Below are 19,651 nucleotides of genomic sequence, written 5' to 3' on the forward strand. Positions count from 1 at the left end.
GCTTATTCACCAGAACTACAGCCAGCCGAGAGATTGTGGTCTCTAGTAGATGAACCTCTGGTTAATGAGTATTTTGAAACGATTGAAGAAAGGTCAGAAATTCTGATAACTCGTTGTCAGTATCTCGAAACAATGACTAATAAAATTAAAAACTTGACTAACTATCATTGGCTAACTTATCACTGATTGTTATCACTTTTTCAAAACAGGATTTAATATGACACTTTGTTAACAAAATCTTTTATTTGAGGTGTCTTCGAGTATCTGGGGTAAAATACATAAACTTTTAAGTGAGCAGAAAATCTCTAGACGGCAAATGTTTGCACAAACGAACCTCCTTGAGCTATGGCAAGAGGTAGTAGAAGCCGATGGGCAAATCGCCATTCGGAGTCATTACCGACCTGAACAAGGAAATTACAGATTTTTTCAAGCTAGGATCAAAGATTTTGTATCGAAAAATACAAAAACGGTCAAAGTGACTGTTTAGGATGGTTTTTTCGAGAAGCTTAAGAACTGATCCATACATCAAAGGAGTTTTCCATGCCCGAAACGCCACAAGAAGTCTTGAAAATGATTCAGGACAACAATATTAAGATTATTGACCTGAAATTTATTGATATGCCAGGTATCTGGCAACATTGCTCGTTCTACTACGACCAAATTGATGAAAGCTCTTTCAGCGACGGTGTCGCCTTCGATGGTTCCAGTATTCGCGGTTGGAAAGCAATTAACGAATCCGACATGGCCATGGTTCCCGATCCTACCACTGCTTGGATCGATCCCTTCTACAAGGAACCTACCCTCAGCATGATCTGTAGCATCAAAGAACCGAGAACCGGTGAATGGTATAGCCGCGATCCTCGCTCTATTGCTCAGAAAGCGATCGATTATCTTAGCACTACCGGTTTAGGTGATACCGTATTTTTTGGACCGGAAGCGGAATTTTTCCTCTTTGATAGCGCTCGTTTCGACCAAACCGCCAACTCCGGCTATTACTACATGGATAGTGTCGAAGGTCGTTGGAATAGCGGTAAAGACGAAAAAGACGGAAATCTTGCCTATAAACCCGCCTACAAACAGGGTTATTTCCCCGTTAGTCCCACCGATACCTCTCAAGATATTCGCACGGAAATGCTCTTAACGATGGCTGACTGCGGAGTTCCCATCGAAAAACATCACCATGAAGTCGCTACTGGTGGTCAAAACGAGTTAGGGATTAAATTCTCTACCCTAGTACGGGCCGCCGACTACTTGATGACCTATAAATACTGCATCAAGAACGTGGCCAAGAAATACGGTAAAACCGTCACCTTTATGCCCAAACCCATCTTTGGTGATAACGGTTCCGGGATGCACGTTCACCAGTCTATCTGGAAAGATGGTCAACCCCTGTTTGCTGGGGATAAATACGCTGGACTTAGCCAAATGGCACTGTACTACATCGGTGGTTTGCTTAGACACGCTCCCGCGCTCTTAGCTTTAACTAACCCCACCACCAACTCTTACAAGCGTCTCGTCCCCGGTTTTGAGGCCCCTGTAAACCTGGCCTACTCCCAAGGTAATCGCTCCGCTTCGATTCGGATTCCTTTATCGGGAAGCAACCCGAAAGCCAAACGTTTAGAATTCCGTTGTCCTGATGCCACTTCTAACCCCTACCTCGCTTTTGCCGCCATGCTCTGTGCCGGTATTGATGGGATTAAAAATCAAATTGAACCAGGGGAACCTCTCGATGTGGATATCTACGAACTCAGCCCCGAAGAATTGTCAAAAATACCCTCTACCCCCGGTTCTCTAGAAGCAGCTCTGGAAAGTCTCGAAAAAGATCACGCTTTCTTGACCGATTCTGGTGTTTTTACCGAAGACTTTATCCAAAACTGGATCACCTACAAACTCGATAACGAAGTTAACCCGATGCGCTTACGTCCCCACCCCTACGAGTTCTCTCTCTACTACGATGTCTAAGATTTGATTGAATAATCATTAATCCTAGGGTGGGCTTTTGCCTGCCCTTTTTTTTCGAATCAGCAAGGAGTTGGGGGTTGGGGAGTAGGGGAATTATAAATTATGAATTATGAATTATAAATTATGAATTATGAATTGGGGAGTGGGGGAATTATGAATTATGAATTATGAATTGGGGAGTGGGGGAGCGGGAAGTGGGGAGCGGGGGAGATGGGATAATAAATATAGTCATTTCAATTAAGATTGAGAATATCAATCCCAGAGTTCATAAGGGTTTTGTCGGTCTAGAGTGTATCAGACTTATCTGAAATGACTATAAAAGCTGAATACTCAATAGTGACTCCTGAATACTGACTCCTGAATACTGCCTAATCAAACAACAATCTTAAGCTTGATCTCCTCAGTCGTTAACAGTGATACAATTGCCGTCATAGCTAGGGGTGTCTGAGATAATCAGGCTGAGAAAGACCCTTAGAACCTGAGACTGGGTAATTCCAGCGTAGGGAAGCTGTTTACAGAGGAAATAAAATTATGAGACAAGAATGGGTTGCCCCCCGGCGCGGACAAGCAAATGTATCGCAAATGCACTACGCCCGTCAGGGGATAATTACCGAAGAGATGACGTATGTGGCAAAACGGGAAAATCTCTCTCCCGAATTGATTCGCAGCGAAATCGCCCGAGGAAGACTGATTATTCCCGCTAATATCAATCACCTCAACCTCGAACCTATGGCGATCGGTATTGCTTCTAAGTGTAAAGTTAATGCTAATATCGGAGCTTCCCCTAACTCCTCGAATATTAACGAAGAACTGGAAAAATTACACCTAGCGGTCAAATACGGCGCGGATACGGTGATGGATCTTTCCACCGGTGGCGGTAATTTAGACGAAATTCGCACCGCGATTATCAATGCTTCTCCTGTCCCCATCGGTACTGTACCCATCTATCAAGCGGTGGAAAGCGTTCACGGCAATATTGAAAAACTCACCCCCGAAGATTTCCTCCACATTATCGAAAAACACGCCCAGCAAGGGGTAGATTACATGACGATTCATGCGGGAATCCTCATCGAACACCTGCCTTTAGTCAAAACCCGTCTGACCGGGATTGTCTCCCGGGGTGGTGGTATTATTGCTAAGTGGATGCTACACCACCACAAGCAAAATCCTCTCTATACCCATTTCGACGAAATTATCGAGATTTTCAAGCGTTATGACGTTTCTTTTAGTCTCGGTGACTCCCTACGTCCCGGTTGTACCCACGATGCTTCCGATGCAGCCCAATTAGCGGAATTGAAAACCCTCGGCCAACTGACGCGTCGCGCTTGGGAACACGATGTACAGGTAATGGTGGAAGGACCTGGCCATGTTCCCATGGATCAAATTGAATTTAATGTGAAAAAACAAATGGAGGAGTGTAGCGAAGCACCTTTCTATGTTCTTGGTCCCCTTGTCACCGATATTGCTCCAGGGTACGATCATATCACTTCGGCGATCGGGGCGGCTCTGGCGGGTTGGTACGGGACGGCGATGTTATGTTATGTCACCCCGAAAGAGCATCTCGGTTTACCCAACGCTGAAGATGTGCGAAATGGCTTAATTGCCTACAAAATAGCGGCTCATGCGGCAGATATCGCCCGTCATCGTCCGGGGGCGCGGGATCGTGATGACGAACTCTCCATCGCTCGTTATAATTTCGATTGGAATCGTCAATTTCAGTTATCCTTGGATCCCGATCGCGCTAAGGAATACCACGATGAGACTTTACCCGCAGATATCTATAAGACGGCGGAGTTTTGTTCGATGTGTGGACCGAAATTCTGTCCCATGCAAACTAAGGTCGATGCCGATGCAATTACGGAATTAGAGAAGTTTCTCGCTAGTCAGAATCAAGACAATTTAACCCCGGTTTAAAGGGGAGTTATGGGAAGGGCTGATTTGATTTCAGCCCTATTCCTAACATATAAGTCAAAATTCGGAGAATAACCGCCATTTTTTGACTAATTGACCCGTTTTTCTAGATATTGACCGATCATCAATTCCTGACCGGCGCGAGAGATAATAGTTTGTCGGGTGCGATATTGTTGACCGATGAGTTTAATTTCTTCTTCAAAGACAGAACCGGCGTATTCTGTTCTCAGACAGAGAGTAGAGGGGTTAGGAAAGGTATAAATGGCACTAACGGGTTTATCCGTCGCAAATCCCCGATCGCGATAGAGAATATTATCTAAAATACCGAATATAGTGGAACCGTTGGAGGGTTTTTTACTCTGGGGACGGAGATAATTACTTTGCCAAGTCACTTCCGTACCACCTAATAGAACTGTATCTTCCAGATTATGTAAACGGGCCAGTTGAATTAATGGTTCGCTGCCTTGGGGTAAATATTTAATCTCGATGGCGCTGATAACTTCTTGGGGTTCCGTTTCTTGAGTGAGGGTGTAATAACGTCTCTGGGATTGCCAGCGTCCTTCTGTCTGCTTAAAAAAGGCTAAAGCCGAGGTTTCTAGCGATAATTGGGCGGTTTGAATTAATGTCATAGAAATAAAACCTTTCCTGTTTTTTGGTAGAGCAGATTTGTTATCCTTTGTCAAGAGTTTGCCAGAGAACTGTTACACATCTTAATACAATTATAACCTTGCGGGGAAATTAAGTGGTAGGTGTGTTGAGGGAGATAATTGGGAAAAAGCCGCACAGATACAGCATTTACAGGGAAAAAACGGGATAAGATTGCTAAAAACTGCGAACTTATCCTAGTTATACCAATTCTCCAAAGTCTGACTACAGAAGTTTAATCCCCCTAAATCCCCCTTAAAAAGGGGAACTTAAAGGGGGATTTAAATTCGATGTGTAGTTTTCATTTAGAGAAATGGTATTACTTCCATTTACTCTTATCTATCGATTAATTCTGTCAAATTGGCTACAGTCAGGCCGAGGTGATTCCCCCAACCCCTTTTTTACCTGTTACTTTTCACCCGATCTGCCCGGTCTTGCTATTGTTAAAAGTATAGAACCTCCGAAAAAGGTCTCAACTCCGTGCAGTTAAAACAAGTAATCATCGCTCACAAGGCCAACCATCCCCAAAGTAAAGCATGGGCGGAAAAATGCGCTAAACAGTTAGAAGCCCGTCAGTGTAAAGTTTTAATGGGACCCAGTGGCTTTAAAGATAATCCCTATCCAGTATTTTTAGCCTCAGCATCGGAAAAAATTGACCTCGCCATCGTTTTGGGCGGAGATGGAACCATTTTAGCCGCCGCTCGCTATTTAGCTCACGAAGACATTCCAATTTTAGCGGTGAATGTCGGCGGCCATCTGGGATTTTTAACGGAACCTTTTGAGATTTTCCAGGATACGGAGACGGTCTGGGAGCGTTTACAATCCGATCGCTATGCGGTACAACAACGGATGATGTTAAAGGCCAGAATCTATGAAGGGGATAAAAGAAACCCCCAGGCAGTGAGCGAGGCATTTTATGCCCTGAATGAGATGTGTGTGAAACCCGCTAGTATCGATAGGATGCCCACCTCGATCCTGGAAATCGAAGTGGACGGGGAAGTAGTAGATCAGTACCAAGGAGACGGACTATTAGTGGCTACTCCCACGGGATCCACCTGTTACACCGCTTCCGCTAATGGCCCGATTATACACCCCGGCATGGAAGCGATCGCTGTCACCCCGATTTGTCCCTTGAGTCTCTCCAGTCGGCCGATTGTCATTCCCCCGGCATCTCTGGTCAGTATTTGGCCTCTGGGAGACTACGAATTAAACACTAAACTCTGGATGGATGGTGCTTTAGCCACTTCCATTTGGCCCGGGCAATGGGTGGGAGTTACCAAAGCTGAAAAATTCGCCCAATTTATTATCCTGCGGGAAAGCTATTCTTTTTATCAGACTCTACAGGAAAAATTGCAATGGGCCGGGGCGAGAATTCATTATGATGGCAATCGTCATAATTAGGATCGGCTAAAGAGCTTCTGGGGATACTGTCTGAGGGATGATTAAGTAATAGGACAAAATTATAGCGGTGTGCAGTCGTATGAAGTACAGTGTCACGAGCTATAAACCATGCTAGGCAAGGCTTGGTCTGTATCTCACTCAAGCGCTTACCGCTATAACTTCTTGGTTAGGATGGCCAAAAGGTAAGAGGCACTCATGCAAGAGGTAGTTAGATATATGTAATTAATTGTGTCCAGCTACTTATAATTACTAACTACCGAGATGCCAGTAGGTATCGTTAAAGGTTGAGCGGGGGACAAGCAGCAAAAAGCACCTTTTGCCCGCAGCGAATAGCGGGTCAAAAGTTGTCAAAATATTTGACAAAGTTGCCACTTTATGGTAAGAAATTGGGTCATTATTATCCCTTAAATTTTAAATTTCATCCCATCCAGTTAAGCCAGAAGACATAACATAACTGGTAACAGTTGCTTCAAAAAAGTTAGCTTTGGTGTGGCCTTCTTTTTTGGTATCGGAAAAGCGTTCCAGATGGTTATAGGGACTTTTGTTATACTTTTCTTCCCTGTATAAAGGCTCAAGTCCGATCGCTTTTAGCCGAATATTAGCGAGGTATTTAGTGTACTGTTCGGTACTGTATTCGGTAATACCTAAAATGTCGTTGCCAACGATGTGATTTGTCCAGCGACATTCGTGTTTAACGGCACTATCGAACATCTCATAAATCTGTTCAACAGAATGGGGAAAAATTGCCATGGCTTCGGGAATAAGTTTTTGATACAAACGGACGTGACTTAATTCGTCCCGGTTGATCATTTTGAAAACGTCAGCGCTACCGGACATTAGCTGTCGAGAAGCGAGATTATAGAAAAAGATAAAGCCGTTGTAAAAATACAAACTCTCTAGCAAATAATCGGCGACAAGGGCGATAAAATAGCTTTCAGTAGTTTGTTTATCGATGTATTGCTGGTAGAGACTAGCAATAAATTCACAGCGATCCTTGAGAACTTTATCGGTGCGCCAAAAGTCATAAACTTCGCCTCTGCGATCCGAGGGAATAATCGTTTCAATTAAGTATTGATAACTTTGATTGTGCATGGCCTCTTGAGAAATTTGTTCCGCCATACAAAGACTAATTTCTGGCGCAGTGACGCTACCTTTTAGGTGGGGAATATTACAGGTTTGCACGGAATCAAGAAAGGTTAGATAGGACAAAATACCATCATAAGCATATCTTTCTTCGTCGGTAAGATGCCCGTATTCAGTCACGTCTTGAGTGATATCTAAGCGTTGTGGTCATTTATGTTCAATTAGGTTCGCTACCCCTAACCCGCTTTATTCAAGCTGCCATCTGTCACCAAATGGATCGGACTATATCATCATCCTTTGCTTATGCAAAGGAGTCCCCCGCTTCGACAGTCAATCGCTTACTGCCTACTTTACTTAGTCAGATATGATCTGCTGTTCATTAGTCTCTACACCTTCTGCTTTTTTTCTAGCAGCTTGGCACGGTATTGTCTGTGGTGCAAAATCCTGTGACAGTTGGAACACAAGAGAATACACTTATCTAATTCCTTGAACACCTTTTCTTTCTTCAACATCAACATATCTGATGGGGTATATTCCTTCTCAGAGGGTTCGATGTGATGAAAATCAAAGGCCGCAATAGTGTCTTCCGTTGCAGCAAATCCACATTCGGAACAGTACCCTCCTTTATAGAGGCAAAACTCAAGTTTTTTTTGGTTTTTAAACTGAGCATCTCTGTACTTCTGAGAATACTGTTTACTGTAAGTGGATCTTTTTTCTTTATTTCGCTCAATGTAGGCTTTTATTTTTGCGTTTCCTTCGCTTGATGTGTAATACTCTCGCTTGTATTCACAAGTACAGCTTTTACACCTTGCTACTGTCCCGCTTTTTAGCCTTTTATCTTTGTGAAATTCAGAAATCGGTTTTGTGGTATGACACTTAGCGCAAGTCTTGCTTTCCATTTGTTTTGTTGTGCGATACATATTACGCACTATAACAAATTTTCTTGCAAGATAGATCACAGAGTTTCACCGTTTTCAGGGGATTTAGTCTGGACTACCTTATTTAATCCAGAAATTTTCCCGCATTTGTTGATATAAACCCACCGCCCAGGTGTAGCGGACATCGTTTAACTGCATCAGGTTGGTGGTGTTACCAAACCAGATCGAACGGTTTTCGATCGCATCATCTCCCGCCGGATTGAAGATCGGGGAAATGGGCATCGAATGGCAAGAATTAACTAAATGTAAGGACATGATTACTTGGATATTATGGCACTTTTAGGTTATAATAGATTTTCGGTAAAAAGTCAAATGTTTTGATTTTGATTAGGAATAAATTCAAAATCTAGGGCTTCTGCCAAAGTAAATGGGCAATCCTTCGGGAATTTCTCTAGGTTTATCCCTGTTTCAATAGCGGCTTTTTGTCTGGCTTTATTATAGCATTTTTTTAAATTGTCTTCTGTTAAAAAACTCTTAAGACTAGGGCTATTTTCTAAATCTTCTTCGATTCTCTCGCGATGCTCAAAAAGGGTTAATGCCCAGCTTCTGGTTTGTTTTTCTGGCTCTTGTAAGTATTTTAGTAAATGCCATAAAATCACAGTTAGATTGCTTTTTAATGCTTTCTGTTGACTGATAGACATAGATTTTATTTCGTCAATTAAATTCTCTAAATCTAAATCAGAAAATTGATGATTTTCTAGTAAATATATGGTTTTCTCTAGCCAGAGATAGTAGTCCTTTTCGTATAATTTCTTTTCCATAATTACCCACCTTCACTTGCTTTTATCCTCTATCAATATTATTTTGAGATTTCAGGGAACCAATCCTCATTTAAAGCCTGTTCTATAGTGCAAATTGGAGCTAAACTGACCAAATTTTCAGCCATTCCAGATACATCTAAAAACAATTTACGGGCATTTTGATAACAGGGAGAGAAAATTTCCGATAGATAGGGCTTTAAACTGGGACTATCTTCAATAATTTGTTGAATTCGTAGGCGAAAGTTACGAATTTCATTTTTCCATCCTCTTTGATTATATTCTAATTCCGATTCCCAGTAAGCTAGTTTCAGCAAATGTTCTAATAACCGAGTTAAATAACTTTCTAAACTTCGTTTCTCACTTTTCCCCATACTACTAATTTCCTCGATGAGATTATCTAAATCTAAATCGGAAAATTGATGATTTTCTAGTAAAGATATGGTTTTCTCTATCCAGAGATAGTAATCCTGTTCGTATAAAGTCTTATCCATAGCTGTGATTAGGTGATCAATAAAACTCATTTTATCAGTCCTAATCTTTGATGTAAAAAAATTAAGGTGGGCATTGCCCACCGAAGTTAACCTTAATTAGCGCAACTAGAACAACTATCGTCAGACTCTCGAAAATTGTCCTTTTGTACGGTACGGATATAATAAATCGCTTTACACCCCAATTCCCAGGCCATAACTAGGGTATCAAAGATATCTTTGGCAGTGAGACAACGGTTGGGTTCTTCGGGGAAATAAACCCCTTCATTGAGGTTGAATAATAACTCCATAGAAATCCCCGTATCGATCCATTCTTGCATAGTAGCGATCGCTTTCACCACTTGCTGTTGTTCGAGATTTTTATTCTCCGGATAAAACCAGAAAGCTTCTTCAATAAAAGGTGGCGCGATGGGAACAGTTCCCTTTGCCCATTTATCGTAGAAAAAGCGACTATAAACCGGCAAAACACTAGCGGTACATCCCTGTACCAAACTGGAGGAAGTATTAGGAGCAATGGCGGTAATATGGGAATTACGGATACCAAATCGTTGAATATCTGCGGCTAATTGTTGCCATCTTTGCGGTTGCACCGCATTAGTTAAAAACCATTCCACTGGTTTTGCACCGATTAATTTACCTTGACTCCACTCGCTACCCAAGAAAGCTTGATAAGCGCCGCGTTCTTTGGCTAATTCCATCGAGGAATAGGTACACCAATAGCCAATTTCTTCAAATAAATTACTAATTTCTGACAGGTTATTGTAGGATAATTTCCGATTAGCTAACCAGTCAGCTAATCCCATCGCCCCTACCCCAATAGTGCGGTATCTATCGTTGTGGTTTTTAGCATTATCAAAGGGAGGGTTAGTAATATCGATAGTATTGTCGAGAATCCTGACAGCGATTTGACAATTAGACTCGATTTCTTCCCTGTCGATATTGGCTAAATTAAGGCTAACTAAATTACAACAATGGGCAGTTTTATCGGGGGTGACATTCGAGAAACTCTCCGTGCATAAATTTACACCGGGGATATAGCCATCGTGTTTATTAGGATTAGCGCGATTGATGGTATCTTTGAAGGCAATGTAGGGCATTCCTGTTTCTACTTGGGAACGCATGATAGTTTTAAATAAGTCCCGGGCATTGATTTTTTTATAGAGGAGAATCTCTTGATCTAAATTAGCTTCTACTAAACGATAGGCCTCTTCAAATTCTTCCCCCCATAGTTCCGCTAATTCTATACCTAATTTAGTGCTAACTTCGTAGGGATCTACTAATGTCCACTCGGCTTTAGTTATCACCCGACGCATGAATTCATCGGTGATAACTAATTGGGGAAAAACATCATAAGCTTTGCGTCTTTGATCGCCGTTTTCTGTCTGCATTTCCAGAAATTCTGGCACATCTAAATGCCAGATGTCAACACCGATAGTTACTGCCCCAGCGCGTCTTCCCCCCTGATTTACTGCAATAGCTGTATCGTTAAGTAACTTAATCCAAGGAATAATCCCACCGGAAGCATTAGCTTTCCCCATTACCCAGCTACCAGTGGCGCGAATTCTACTCACATTCACTCCGACACCGCCACCATTTTTGGAGATGCGGGCAGCATTAGTAATCTCGCCGAAAATGCTTTCTAAACTGTCGTCAATGGAGAGGATAAAACAACTGGTTAGGGAACCTTTGGGAGTGCGTAAATTGGCTAAAATTGGGGTAGCAAGAGAGATTTTTCTTTGAGCAATCGCTTGATAAAATTTCTTCGCCCAGTGGAGTCTATTAGCCGGTTCTTCCACAATGGCAAGCAGTAAGGAACAGGTTAATAATGCCTCTTGGGGTAACTCATTTTTGAGTAAATAACGGCTAGTGATTAACAATGCCCCGGCGTAATCATAATCGATATCCCAATCGGGATTAATCCAAGAACCAGCTTCTTTTAATTCTGCCTCAGAATAGATGAGAATTCTTTCGTCGTACAGGCGATTTTTAACTTGAGTTTTAACGGTTTTCTCGTAATTTCCGTACTGATAACCCCGCACTACTAAGGTATCTTTCCAAAGACTCCAAATATGCAATCTTCCCGCCACATAGCGCCAATCCGGTTCCTCGGGACTACACATTTCTAGGGCGCAATTGATTAAATTATCCTGTATTTCCCTAGTGGTAATCCCATCCCGCAGGCGTGTGGTTAAACCCGCTTCTAAGGCAATAGAATTGACTTTTTTGCCCTCACAAGCCCACTCTACCACGTCGCGAATTTTGCCGATATTTAAGCTTGTGGTGGAACCATCGCGCCGAATCACTCTAATTGCATGGCTGCCCATATTAGCTAAAGGGGTAGAACGAAAGGGTATTACTTCGTTATTTTTGTGAATGGAAACGGCAGTAGTCAAGGGCTTCGATTGCATAATTGGGAAATTGCGGCGTTAAAAAAACTTGACAAATTAATCTATTTGTACTAGAGTATTCTATCAGATTTTCTAGGAAAACACAACATCTAGCGTGTTAAATAATTTTATAACTCTATATGTAGTAGAGCCAAGATTGTTTTCTTCCCCAAAACAGTGTTTTGGATAATATTTTCTGCCAAAAATTCTCAATTTTCCCGAAAAGATAGTTCTTTTGTATGCTTGACAAAAAGTTTATTCTTTGGTAATAAAAACGGATTGACAAAATATTTCCGATCCCATTGTGCTTGACTACTGAGAAGGTTGTGGTCAGACTTTATTTGTTCTTAACTTTTCGATAATTTAAGACAAGAGTGGATTAAAAGTCAAATTTCCTCTGAGAACCTCTGAGAGAGTAAATTTTCTCTTTTCTCTATTTAGTGGCTTACCGCTAGAATAATAGGACAAAAACGCTATATATAGCGTCTAGCGAGTAGAGGACAAGGATGAAATATTTAGAAGAATGGCGTGATAGCGGGGTGGATGCGGAGTTAATCGATCTCAATGTCACCGGTTTAGCGGGGTTATCTCCCAGTGAATACCTACTCTACTCCCAAGAATTACCGCGACGCAATGATGGCAGAGTTAGGGATGATATTCTCAAGCGTTATGAACATATCAGTCAAGGCGGTTGGTGGTGTTCAGGAATTGACTTATTAACGGGTAATTATGACCTTTGGGGCTGTTTTAAGCCCGATTTTCCCCGTTTAAGCTTTGATAAGGCTAAACCGATTAAGTACGAACATCCTCCCCAAACCCCTACGGGAGTCTTTGCTTTGCGGGTTCCCCTGAAAATTTGGCAAAAGACAGCCCAGCGTATCAGTATTAATATTTTAACTGAAGAAGTGGATAATAAGCAAGAGGATCTCGGTTTTTGGTCCTGGGTGATGAAACATCCAGAGATACCTATTTGTCTTACGGAAGGGGCGAAAAAAGCGGGGGCATTACTAACAGCAGGTTATGTGACAATTGCCTTACCCGGGATTCACAATGGTTATCGTACTCCCAAGGACGAATTAGGTAGGAGAATCGGCAAATCTTATCTAATTCCGCAGCTAGAAAAATTAGCTAATTCGGGACGAAAGATTTATCTAGTTTTCGATCAAGAAACTAAACCGAAAACCCAGCAAGCGGTTAATTTAGCTTTACAGAAAATGGGTTATCTATTCAGTCAGGCTAACTGTGAGGTAAAGGTAGTTACTTGGGATGCTGCTGACGGTAAAGGGGTGGATGATTTACTAATCAATCGAGGAGAAGATTACTTTAAACAAGTCTATCAAAAAGCTACCTCTTGGGAGATTTGGAAGGCAGCGAGTTTAAATAGTTTAACTCTCCCAACTAATCTAGAGTTAAATAGCCGTTACTTGCCAGATATTTCTGTTCCTACATCAGCGCAGTTAATAGCGATTAAATCGGCTAAAGGTACGGGAAAAACTGAGTTTTTAGCCAAGATAGTTAAACAAGCTATTGCCAATCAACAAAAAGTTTTAGTTATTGGTCATCGGGTGAAACTGGTAGAGGAGTTATGTCAACGCTTTGGTTTAAACTATATCAGCAAAATTAGGGATAATCCTGCGGCACAAATTTACGGTTATGGTTTATGTATTGACTCTCTCCATCCCCAATCGCAAGCAAGATTTCAAGCGGAAGATTGGCAAGGAGCTATTATTATTATTGATGAGATCGAACAAGTCCTATGGCATGGGTTAAATGGGGATACTTGTAAAGCTAATCGTGTAGCAATTTTAAAGTCTTTAAAGTCCCTGCTGCAAACTGTGGTCAGCAGTGGGGGAAAAGTCCTAGTTGCTGATGCTGATTTAAGTGATATTTCCCTAGATTATTTAACTTCTTTAGCTGCAATTAAACTAGAAACTTTCTTGATTAGTAACGAGTGGAAACCCAGTTATCAGGAAGCTTGGCGAGTTTATAGCTACTCTGATAATACTCCCCAACAGTTAGTTAAGGATTTAGTTAAACATATTAAAGAGGGAGGAAAACCTTTTGTTTGTCTATCAGCACAAAAGTTAACCAGTAAATGGGGAACAATTACCCTAGAATCTTATCTAAAAAAGCAATTTCCCCACAAGAAAGTTCTGCGAATAGATTCAGAGTCATTGCAAGATTATAGTCACGCTGCTTATCAAGCGATTGGCAATTTAAATCAGTTGTTGCTTAACTATGATATAGTTTTAGCTAGTCCTGCGATCGAAACGGGAATTAGTATTGATATTCAGCAGCACTTTTCTTCAGTTTGGTGTTTAGCACAGGGAATTCAAACTCCCACTTCTATCGCTCAATTTTTAGGGAGAATTAGAGAGAATATTCCTCGTTATATTTGGTCAGCAGTGCATGGATTTAATCAGGTGGGCAATGGGTCCACTTCTATCCCCAAAATTCTCACCTCTGGACACCGATTAACCGAGGTTAATATTCGCTTACTACACCAATCAGATTTAGAATCTCTGGAGGATTTAGATACAAGTTTTCAAGCGGAATCTCTCCTCTGCTGGGCAAAAATGGCCGTGCGAGTCAATGCTTATATGCTTAATTATCGTCAGTCAATTCTAGGTATTTTACAAGCAGAAGGTCATAGAATTAAAGAACGAAATCAGGAAGAAGAACTAGAAATAAATAATCAGTTAACGGAAGCAATTGAGGAAATTATGGAACATAATTATCGTTCTGAATGCGCGGCGATTGCCAGCGCAGCCGAGATAACGGAATCAGAGTGTCGTCTGCTAAAAAAACAGTTAATTAAGTCCGTGAAAGAAAGGAGAATTCTTAGAAAATATGACCTATACAAACGCTATGGAATACCCGTCACACCGCAATTAGTGATTAAAGATGATCAAGGATGGTATCAAGAACTACGCCTACATTACTTTTTGACAATCGGGCGACAATTTTTGTGTGATCGAGATGCTTTAATTGCGCGTAAACTGATAGAATCAGGTCACGGAAGTTTATTTATTCCCGATTTTAATAGTAGTCAATTAGGAGTGATTATCGGGACGTTAGAATTGTTGGGAATTCCCGTATTATTAGCTAACCCTGAAAGAGAATTAAATAATCATGATGCCGATTTACAAAAAATGGCCGAAATCGCCATTAAAAACCGTAACGAGATTAAAACTATCACCAAGATTAACCTCTCTAATACTTCCCGTCCTCTGACGATTATTCGTAATTGTTTGAACTTGTTAGGTTATAAATTAACTGGCAAGGGCAGCCAGAGAATTGCTAAAAAATCCCTAAAAGTTTATCAGATTGTTGCACCTCAGGATGGTAGAGAACAAGTGTTTCAACAATGGTTATTTAGAGACGAAAAATGTGCGGGAAGTTCCGAGTTTTGGTATGAATAAGGTTCTTAGGGACTTGTTATACAAATAATTAATTAGAAGAATTCTCTAGGTTATTTTTCGGGACATTCAAAACAGGATTTTGGTCAAAGAAACCCCAAGACATAATCTTAAAACCTGCTGGATGTACGGTCATAATTGGCCATTCTTCGGGACGAGGAATATGGGTAACACCGTAGGTATACCAGATGACTAAATCCTCATTGTCGAGAGATTCATTATCAGCAGTATATTGCGGTAAACCTCGGCCTTTTTTGCCTTGATTGGGATAATCTCCCGCTGCATAAAGCTCGTTCGCTTTGTAACGAGTTGCCCAAAAATGATGGGTAGCAAATTCACCCCGTTGACGAGAATCCGCTTGGAAATTGGGATAATAAATTGAATTTGCCGATGGCATTAACATATAACTTGTCGGCATTCCTAGGGAGTTTTTCTGATTCTTATTCATTACCATCCAAGCGCGACTTTCAGCTAAATTCACATCACGAATTGCCTCGGATTCTTGCTGAAGCTGTCTTTGGGACATAGTGAAGGCATTACCAAAGGGATTCTTTTCTGGTGATAAAGTAGAAACCTTCATTTCAGTAACAGAATTTTTAACCCCATCCACATCGAAATCAAGACGAAAATTTAAGAAGTGCTGATGATTAATTGCTTCCACATTTGCCGCTACTAATGTTCCAAATTGATCGCCATGCTCATGAGAATTAGTGAGATCAGGAGTCGCTTTAGCTAACATAATTCCCGTTAAATCGCTGCGCTGTTCTAAAGTACCATCTTCATGAAAAATCCAGTTAATTCCATAGTCATAATTACCAATAGCAGCCACGGTACTAACCACTAATTGACGGGCGCGGCGACCTTCAAAAGTTTCTGTGTTAAAATCATAATGTCGCCAGAGAATTCCCGCATCTTTTTCGTAAATACCTATGATATTTTCTCCGATATAAGGTTCCCCATTATCATCAGCAAACAAGGCATTTAACAAGACAGTATTTTCGGGAACATCATTACCTTTATCCAAGGGAGTCGATAGCCAACCAAAACGATATTCTCCCACATCAAAAGCACTCCGAACCGCCCATTCTCGCGAGGTATCTGAGTAGGGAACTAGCATTTCTGAGAGTCCGGCACGATACAAAATTATTCTATCTTTACCGTTATCATTGTAGGTAACTAGATAAAGAACTAATCCCTCTCTTGGGTGCATGAGATAACGAAATTTCCAATTTTGCCAGCTAACTTCGTTACCCCTAATCTGAAAAGTTGTCCCTTGCGGTTGTTTAATTCTTAAGGGTTTTAGAGCTTTTTGAAGGGGTGAAAGGGTTTTTTCATCGTAATCAAAATTGGCTTTTGAGAAAGGTACAATCCCAGTATCTCGCACTTCAAATACTTGGCGATTATTTAAATCTACCGTCACCGACAAACCTTCAATTGGTGCGCCATAATAATTACTGCGATCCTTGCCTTTATAGTAAGTAATTCCGCGAATTAAGCGCTTTCCCGATGCTTGTTCTTTCTCGCTCATCATCCCAGTAGCCCAACCGTCAATGATGACGTTTTCAAAGTCAGCAATCCCGCGTTTTTTCATAGCTTCTTGCCAACGAATATCAGCTTTAGCTACTTGATCGAGAATTTCGTATTCTTCATCTAACAATGGTGGTTGTCCCGTCGATACTTCTTGCCATGAGATAATTTTACTCGCTTTGGTATCGACAATAGCCTCATAGGTTTTATTCAGTCTGGGTTCCAGAATTACTAAAAAAGCCTGACGAGCAATAGCATCTCCTTTTTTAAAGTTTAAAACAGTTTGCTTATCGGGTTCTTGTAAAGAAATATTAGGAAATCTGGCGAACTCCGTCAGGGATTTGTCTTTTTTCACCACAGTTACCGCCATTTTAATCTCATTTTCTGTGAGGGTATCGAGAGGATGGCTAATCGCTGGGGATTGGGCGAAAGTTTTCCCAAAAATTAAGATCACTCCGCAGCTGATTACAAATAAAATCGTCAGTGGTCGCCACCATGAGTATTTTTTCAGCATAGAAATCTCTCGATAAGGCTAAAAGATTGTCGATCCTAGACATGATAATCTGGGATGTGATAATTAACCCTATATCTTTTGAAAAAATTAAGATCGATGTGGGCTGTATTAGCGCGGCTTGATGCAGATTAAATTGTTAATTTTGCCACAATACAAGGCGTTGCTGAATCAAGCTATGAATGCCAACCGTGCCATCCTATCTAAAAGTTAGTTTGCCAGAAGCTTCCTATCTCAAATCAGCAACGCTAACCCCTGCCAACCGAAACCGATAGCAACTCCTCAACCACCGGCTAAAACAGCGATCGAAACGAGATTAAATCCATTTAATAGAGTTCAGACTTGATAGGGATTACCCAAGCGATCCACAAAAACATTGTAATCTAAGGGTAAACGCCCCGGATTAAGCCGTGGTTCCGCTGCGTAACCGATGGGAACGACAACAGCGATCGCCAGATGGGGATGATCGGCAGCACCGATCACAGCTTTTACCTTGTCCTCGATCCAACCGTTGAGAAAACAACTAGATAAACCGAGACTTTCGGCAGCTAAAACCAGATGAGTAGCGGCGATCATGGCATCTTTAATCGCGTATTCCCGGGTTTTTTCGCCCAAATCCTTTTGAAATCCCGGGATTGCCTGTTTGAAATATTTTACCGTGCCTTCGCTCCAGGCACCTGTACTGAGAGCCTGTTCATAGATAGGAGTTAGATCTCCTCCTCCTGCGGCAGCATCGGCAGCGAAAACAAAAGTAACCGGCGCTTGGATAATTTGCTTTTGTCCCCAAGCGGCCTCGGCTAAAGCGGCCTTTTGTGCCTCATCTTGTACTAAAATAATTCGCCAATCTTGGATGTTGAAACTACTAGGTGCGGCAACGGTTAATTCTACTAGGGTTTTCAGCAGTTCTGGGGCGATCGGATCGGTGGTAAAATTTTTAATAGAACGACGTTGATTAATCGCCGTGGGAACATCGAGAGGCAAGGTCATAAAGTCAATGGATCAAGTTAAATACTTCTAATTATTATAAGGTCAAGCTATCAGCCTCAGCCTTCGGTGTGAAAAAACAGAAATAGTAAAACATCAGGGTTAAATTGTGGCGGTCAGGAAAAGATCCACTATACTGTTAGACTTAAACAGGTCATAACCCAATGACCATCTAGCTATAATCATGTCACCGCCACAAAGATCATTTTATGCTTTCTGAGCCGGAACCGAGCGACACCCTCACCACTCCCACCGTCAATATGGGCGATCACAGTACCGATATCAAGCCAATTTTAGCCTTAAAAGAGTTGGTCGCCAGTTTATATCGCGAACAAAACAAAGTTCAAAATCTCTTAAGTTCCCTCGGGTTTGCCCTGCGGAGTTTCAATAATTTAAACCAATTCCTCGATCTTACCCCCTTGATGGCCGCGCGAGTGGCAGACGCGGAGGGAGGGGCGTTGATTTTGAGCAAAAATAACGGTCAAGTGGCGCTCGATCAACTCCATTGCCAAGATAATCAAATTAATGGGGAACTACGCCGACAATTAGAGGCAATTATCCGACAATTAAACCAAGAAGCGACACTTGAGAACAAAAATAATCGATCGCTTCTCGATAGTCTCGACCATCAGATCCGGCAAACTCTCGGACAGGGTACGCAGGTTTATAGTACACCTGTTTTAGTAAAAAATAGTGAGCGGGGGCGTTTATACGTTTTCAGTCGCGATCCCGATTATGGTTGGACACCCACCCGTCGTAAACTGTTGCAGCTAGTGGCCGATCAAACGGCGGTAGCTATAGCTAATAATGAATTAACGGTCGAATTACGTTCTAAGGAACGTCAGGATCGAGAGTTAGAAATCGCTGCCGAAATCCAAAATCGTCTTTTACCCCGGCAATGTCCGAAAATTCAGGGGGTAGAATTGGCAGCCCACTGCCAAACGGCTAATCGCGTTGGTGGCGATTATTATGATTTTATCCCCTGCAACTACGATCAATTTAAACCGGCAAGGGAGGCGGAAATGGAAGCCAGTACCGCTCCTTGGAGTATAGTCATCGGTGATGTCATGGGTAAAGGTGTCCCGGCAGGATTATTGATGACCATGACCCGGGGAATGTTGCGAGCGGAAGTGTTAAATCGTCACTCTCCGGCCCAGATTTTGCGTCATCTCAATCGGGTTATGTATGCCGATCTCGATAATTCTCATCGTTTCGTGACATTATTTTATTCCGAGTATGATCCCCTGACGCAGCGTCTTGGCTACAGTAATGCTGCCCATTATCCCACCCTCTGGTGGCGGGCCAAAACCGGAGAGTTAGAGTCTCTCGACACGGAAGGGACATTAGTGGGTTTAGAGGCCGATTCTATCTATGATGATGCCCAAGTGCAATTAGAAGCGGGAGATACGCTGATTTATTATACCGATGGCTTTACCGATGCAGTCAACTCGAAAGGGGAAAGATTTGATCAGAAAAATTGGCTATCGGCAGTTAAAGAAGCCTGTCAACAGTACAACGATCCCGAACAGATTCTAGAATATTTATTTGGGAAAGTGGCCGCTTTTACTGGTTTGGGAAATGACAGTAGTGACGATATGACTTTAGTAGTTATGCGCGTCAAATCGGAGGAATAA

At 41.9% G+C, this 19,651-nt stretch carries 13 protein-coding genes, 2 pseudogenes and 1 riboswitch; of the genes and pseudogenes, 6 read left to right on the forward strand and 9 right to left on the reverse strand.

Annotated features, from left to right (window positions below; genetic code table 11):
* The 3 genes from IM473_RS11645 to thiC form a co-directional block, all read left to right on the forward strand.
* Nucleotides 1–186 (forward strand): hypothetical protein (locus IM473_RS11645; RefSeq protein ID WP_287659972.1); only part of this gene is annotated, 186 nt, incomplete at its 5' end.
* 354 nt (nt 187–540) lie between these two features.
* The gene (glnA, locus tag IM473_RS11650; protein ID WP_287659973.1) at nt 541–1,962 is read left to right on the forward strand and encodes a type I glutamate--ammonia ligase; all 1,422 of its coding nucleotides are present in this window, start codon (nt 541–543) and stop codon (nt 1,960–1,962) included.
* A gap of 426 nt (nt 1,963–2,388) precedes the next feature.
* A riboswitch (TPP riboswitch) is annotated at nt 2,389–2,485 on the forward strand.
* Between the two features lie 8 nt (nt 2,486–2,493).
* Entirely contained in the window at nt 2,494–3,876 is a 1,383-nt protein-coding gene (gene thiC / locus IM473_RS11655) for a phosphomethylpyrimidine synthase (RefSeq protein WP_002736411.1), read from the forward strand.
* Nucleotides 3,877–3,962: 86 nt separating this feature from the next.
* On the opposite strand, the gene IM473_RS11660 is transcribed toward thiC, so the two are convergent.
* The gene (locus tag IM473_RS11660) at nt 3,963–4,502 is read right to left on the reverse strand and encodes a phycobiliprotein lyase (protein ID WP_287659974.1); all 540 of its coding nucleotides are present in this window, start codon (nt 4,500–4,502) and stop codon (nt 3,963–3,965) included.
* A 496-nt stretch (nt 4,503–4,998) separates the two neighbouring features.
* Here IM473_RS11660 and IM473_RS11665 point away from each other — a divergent pair, with 496 nt between their 5' ends.
* Nucleotides 4,999–5,919, forward strand: coding sequence for an NAD(+) kinase (locus tag IM473_RS11665; RefSeq protein WP_287659975.1), 921 nt, complete (start codon nt 4,999–5,001; stop codon nt 5,917–5,919).
* A gap of 411 nt (nt 5,920–6,330) precedes the next feature.
* Here the strand turns inward: IM473_RS11665 and IM473_RS11670 are convergent.
* From IM473_RS11670 to IM473_RS11695, 6 genes and pseudogenes are all read right to left on the reverse strand, one after another.
* Nucleotides 6,331–7,209: pseudogene (locus tag IM473_RS11670) on the reverse strand (ribonucleotide-diphosphate reductase subunit beta); the annotation flags it as partial.
* A gap of 179 nt (nt 7,210–7,388) precedes the next feature.
* Nucleotides 7,389–7,961, reverse strand: coding sequence for a hypothetical protein (locus IM473_RS11675; protein ID WP_287690455.1), 573 nt, complete (start codon nt 7,959–7,961; stop codon nt 7,389–7,391).
* 45 nt (nt 7,962–8,006) lie between these two features.
* Nucleotides 8,007–8,195: pseudogene (locus tag IM473_RS11680) on the reverse strand (ribonucleotide-diphosphate reductase subunit beta); the annotation flags it as partial.
* Between the two features lie 53 nt (nt 8,196–8,248).
* Nucleotides 8,249–8,701: a DUF29 domain-containing protein gene (locus tag IM473_RS11685; protein WP_287659977.1), complete on the reverse strand. Its 453-nt coding sequence runs from the start codon at nt 8,699–8,701 to the stop codon at nt 8,249–8,251.
* Between the two features lie 38 nt (nt 8,702–8,739).
* Nucleotides 8,740–9,192 carry a DUF29 domain-containing protein gene (locus IM473_RS11690; protein WP_287660006.1) on the reverse strand — a complete coding sequence of 151 codons (453 nt, stop codon included), beginning with the start codon at nt 9,190–9,192 and terminating at the stop codon, nt 8,740–8,742.
* A gap of 92 nt (nt 9,193–9,284) precedes the next feature.
* Nucleotides 9,285–11,597 (reverse strand): ribonucleoside-diphosphate reductase subunit alpha, encoded by a 2,313-nt coding sequence (locus IM473_RS11695; RefSeq protein ID WP_287659978.1) that lies wholly within the window; start codon nt 11,595–11,597, stop codon nt 9,285–9,287.
* Nucleotides 11,598–12,082: 485 nt separating this feature from the next.
* On the opposite strand from IM473_RS11695, the gene IM473_RS11700 reads away from it, so the two are divergent.
* Nucleotides 12,083–14,998 (forward strand): plasmid replication protein, CyRepA1 family, encoded by a 2,916-nt coding sequence (locus IM473_RS11700; protein ID WP_287659979.1) that lies wholly within the window; start codon nt 12,083–12,085, stop codon nt 14,996–14,998.
* Between the two features lie 28 nt (nt 14,999–15,026).
* Here the strand turns inward: IM473_RS11700 and IM473_RS11705 are convergent, their stop codons facing one another.
* Together IM473_RS11705 and IM473_RS11710 are read right to left on the reverse strand one after the other, a co-directional pair.
* A complete protein-coding gene (locus IM473_RS11705; protein WP_287659980.1) occupies nt 15,027–17,036 on the reverse strand; it encodes a primary-amine oxidase in 2,010 nt (669 codons plus the stop codon).
* A 333-nt stretch (nt 17,037–17,369) separates the two neighbouring features.
* A complete protein-coding gene (locus IM473_RS11710; protein ID WP_159296371.1) occupies nt 17,370–18,020 on the reverse strand; it encodes a nitroreductase family protein in 651 nt (216 codons plus the stop codon).
* Between the two features lie 206 nt (nt 18,021–18,226).
* Here IM473_RS11710 and IM473_RS11715 point away from each other — a divergent pair, with 206 nt between their 5' ends.
* A complete protein-coding gene (locus tag IM473_RS11715; RefSeq protein ID WP_287659981.1) occupies nt 18,227–19,651 on the forward strand; it encodes a PP2C family protein-serine/threonine phosphatase in 1,425 nt (474 codons plus the stop codon).

It is taken from the genome of Microcystis sp. M015S2, from assembly GCF_020245945.1.
In the GTDB taxonomy this organism is placed as follows: Bacteria; Cyanobacteriota; Cyanobacteriia; order Cyanobacteriales; family Microcystaceae; genus Microcystis.

Bases quoted from the DNA above. Each gene is read 5' to 3' on its own strand.
- IM473_RS11715 (WP_287659981.1), top strand. From the start codon at position 18,227: ATGCTTTCTGAGCCGGAACCGAGCGACACCCTCACCACTCCCACCGTC.
- IM473_RS11690 (WP_287660006.1), bottom strand. From the start codon at position 9,192: ATGGATAAGACTTTATACGAACAGGATTACTATCTCTGGATAGAGAAA.
- IM473_RS11660 (WP_287659974.1), bottom strand. From the start codon at position 4,502: ATGACATTAATTCAAACCGCCCAATTATCGCTAGAAACCTCGGCTTTA.
- IM473_RS11705 (WP_287659980.1), bottom strand. From the start codon at position 17,036: ATGCTGAAAAAATACTCATGGTGGCGACCACTGACGATTTTATTTGTA.
- IM473_RS11685 (WP_287659977.1), bottom strand. From the start codon at position 8,701: ATGGAAAAGAAATTATACGAAAAGGACTACTATCTCTGGCTAGAGAAA.
- IM473_RS11695 (WP_287659978.1), bottom strand. From the start codon at position 11,597: ATGCAATCGAAGCCCTTGACTACTGCCGTTTCCATTCACAAAAATAAC.
- IM473_RS11710 (WP_159296371.1), bottom strand. From the start codon at position 18,020: ATGACCTTGCCTCTCGATGTTCCCACGGCGATTAATCAACGTCGTTCT.
- IM473_RS11700 (WP_287659979.1), top strand. From the start codon at position 12,083: ATGAAATATTTAGAAGAATGGCGTGATAGCGGGGTGGATGCGGAGTTA.
- glnA (WP_287659973.1), top strand. From the start codon at position 541: ATGCCCGAAACGCCACAAGAAGTCTTGAAAATGATTCAGGACAACAAT.
- thiC (WP_002736411.1), top strand. From the start codon at position 2,494: ATGAGACAAGAATGGGTTGCCCCCCGGCGCGGACAAGCAAATGTATCG.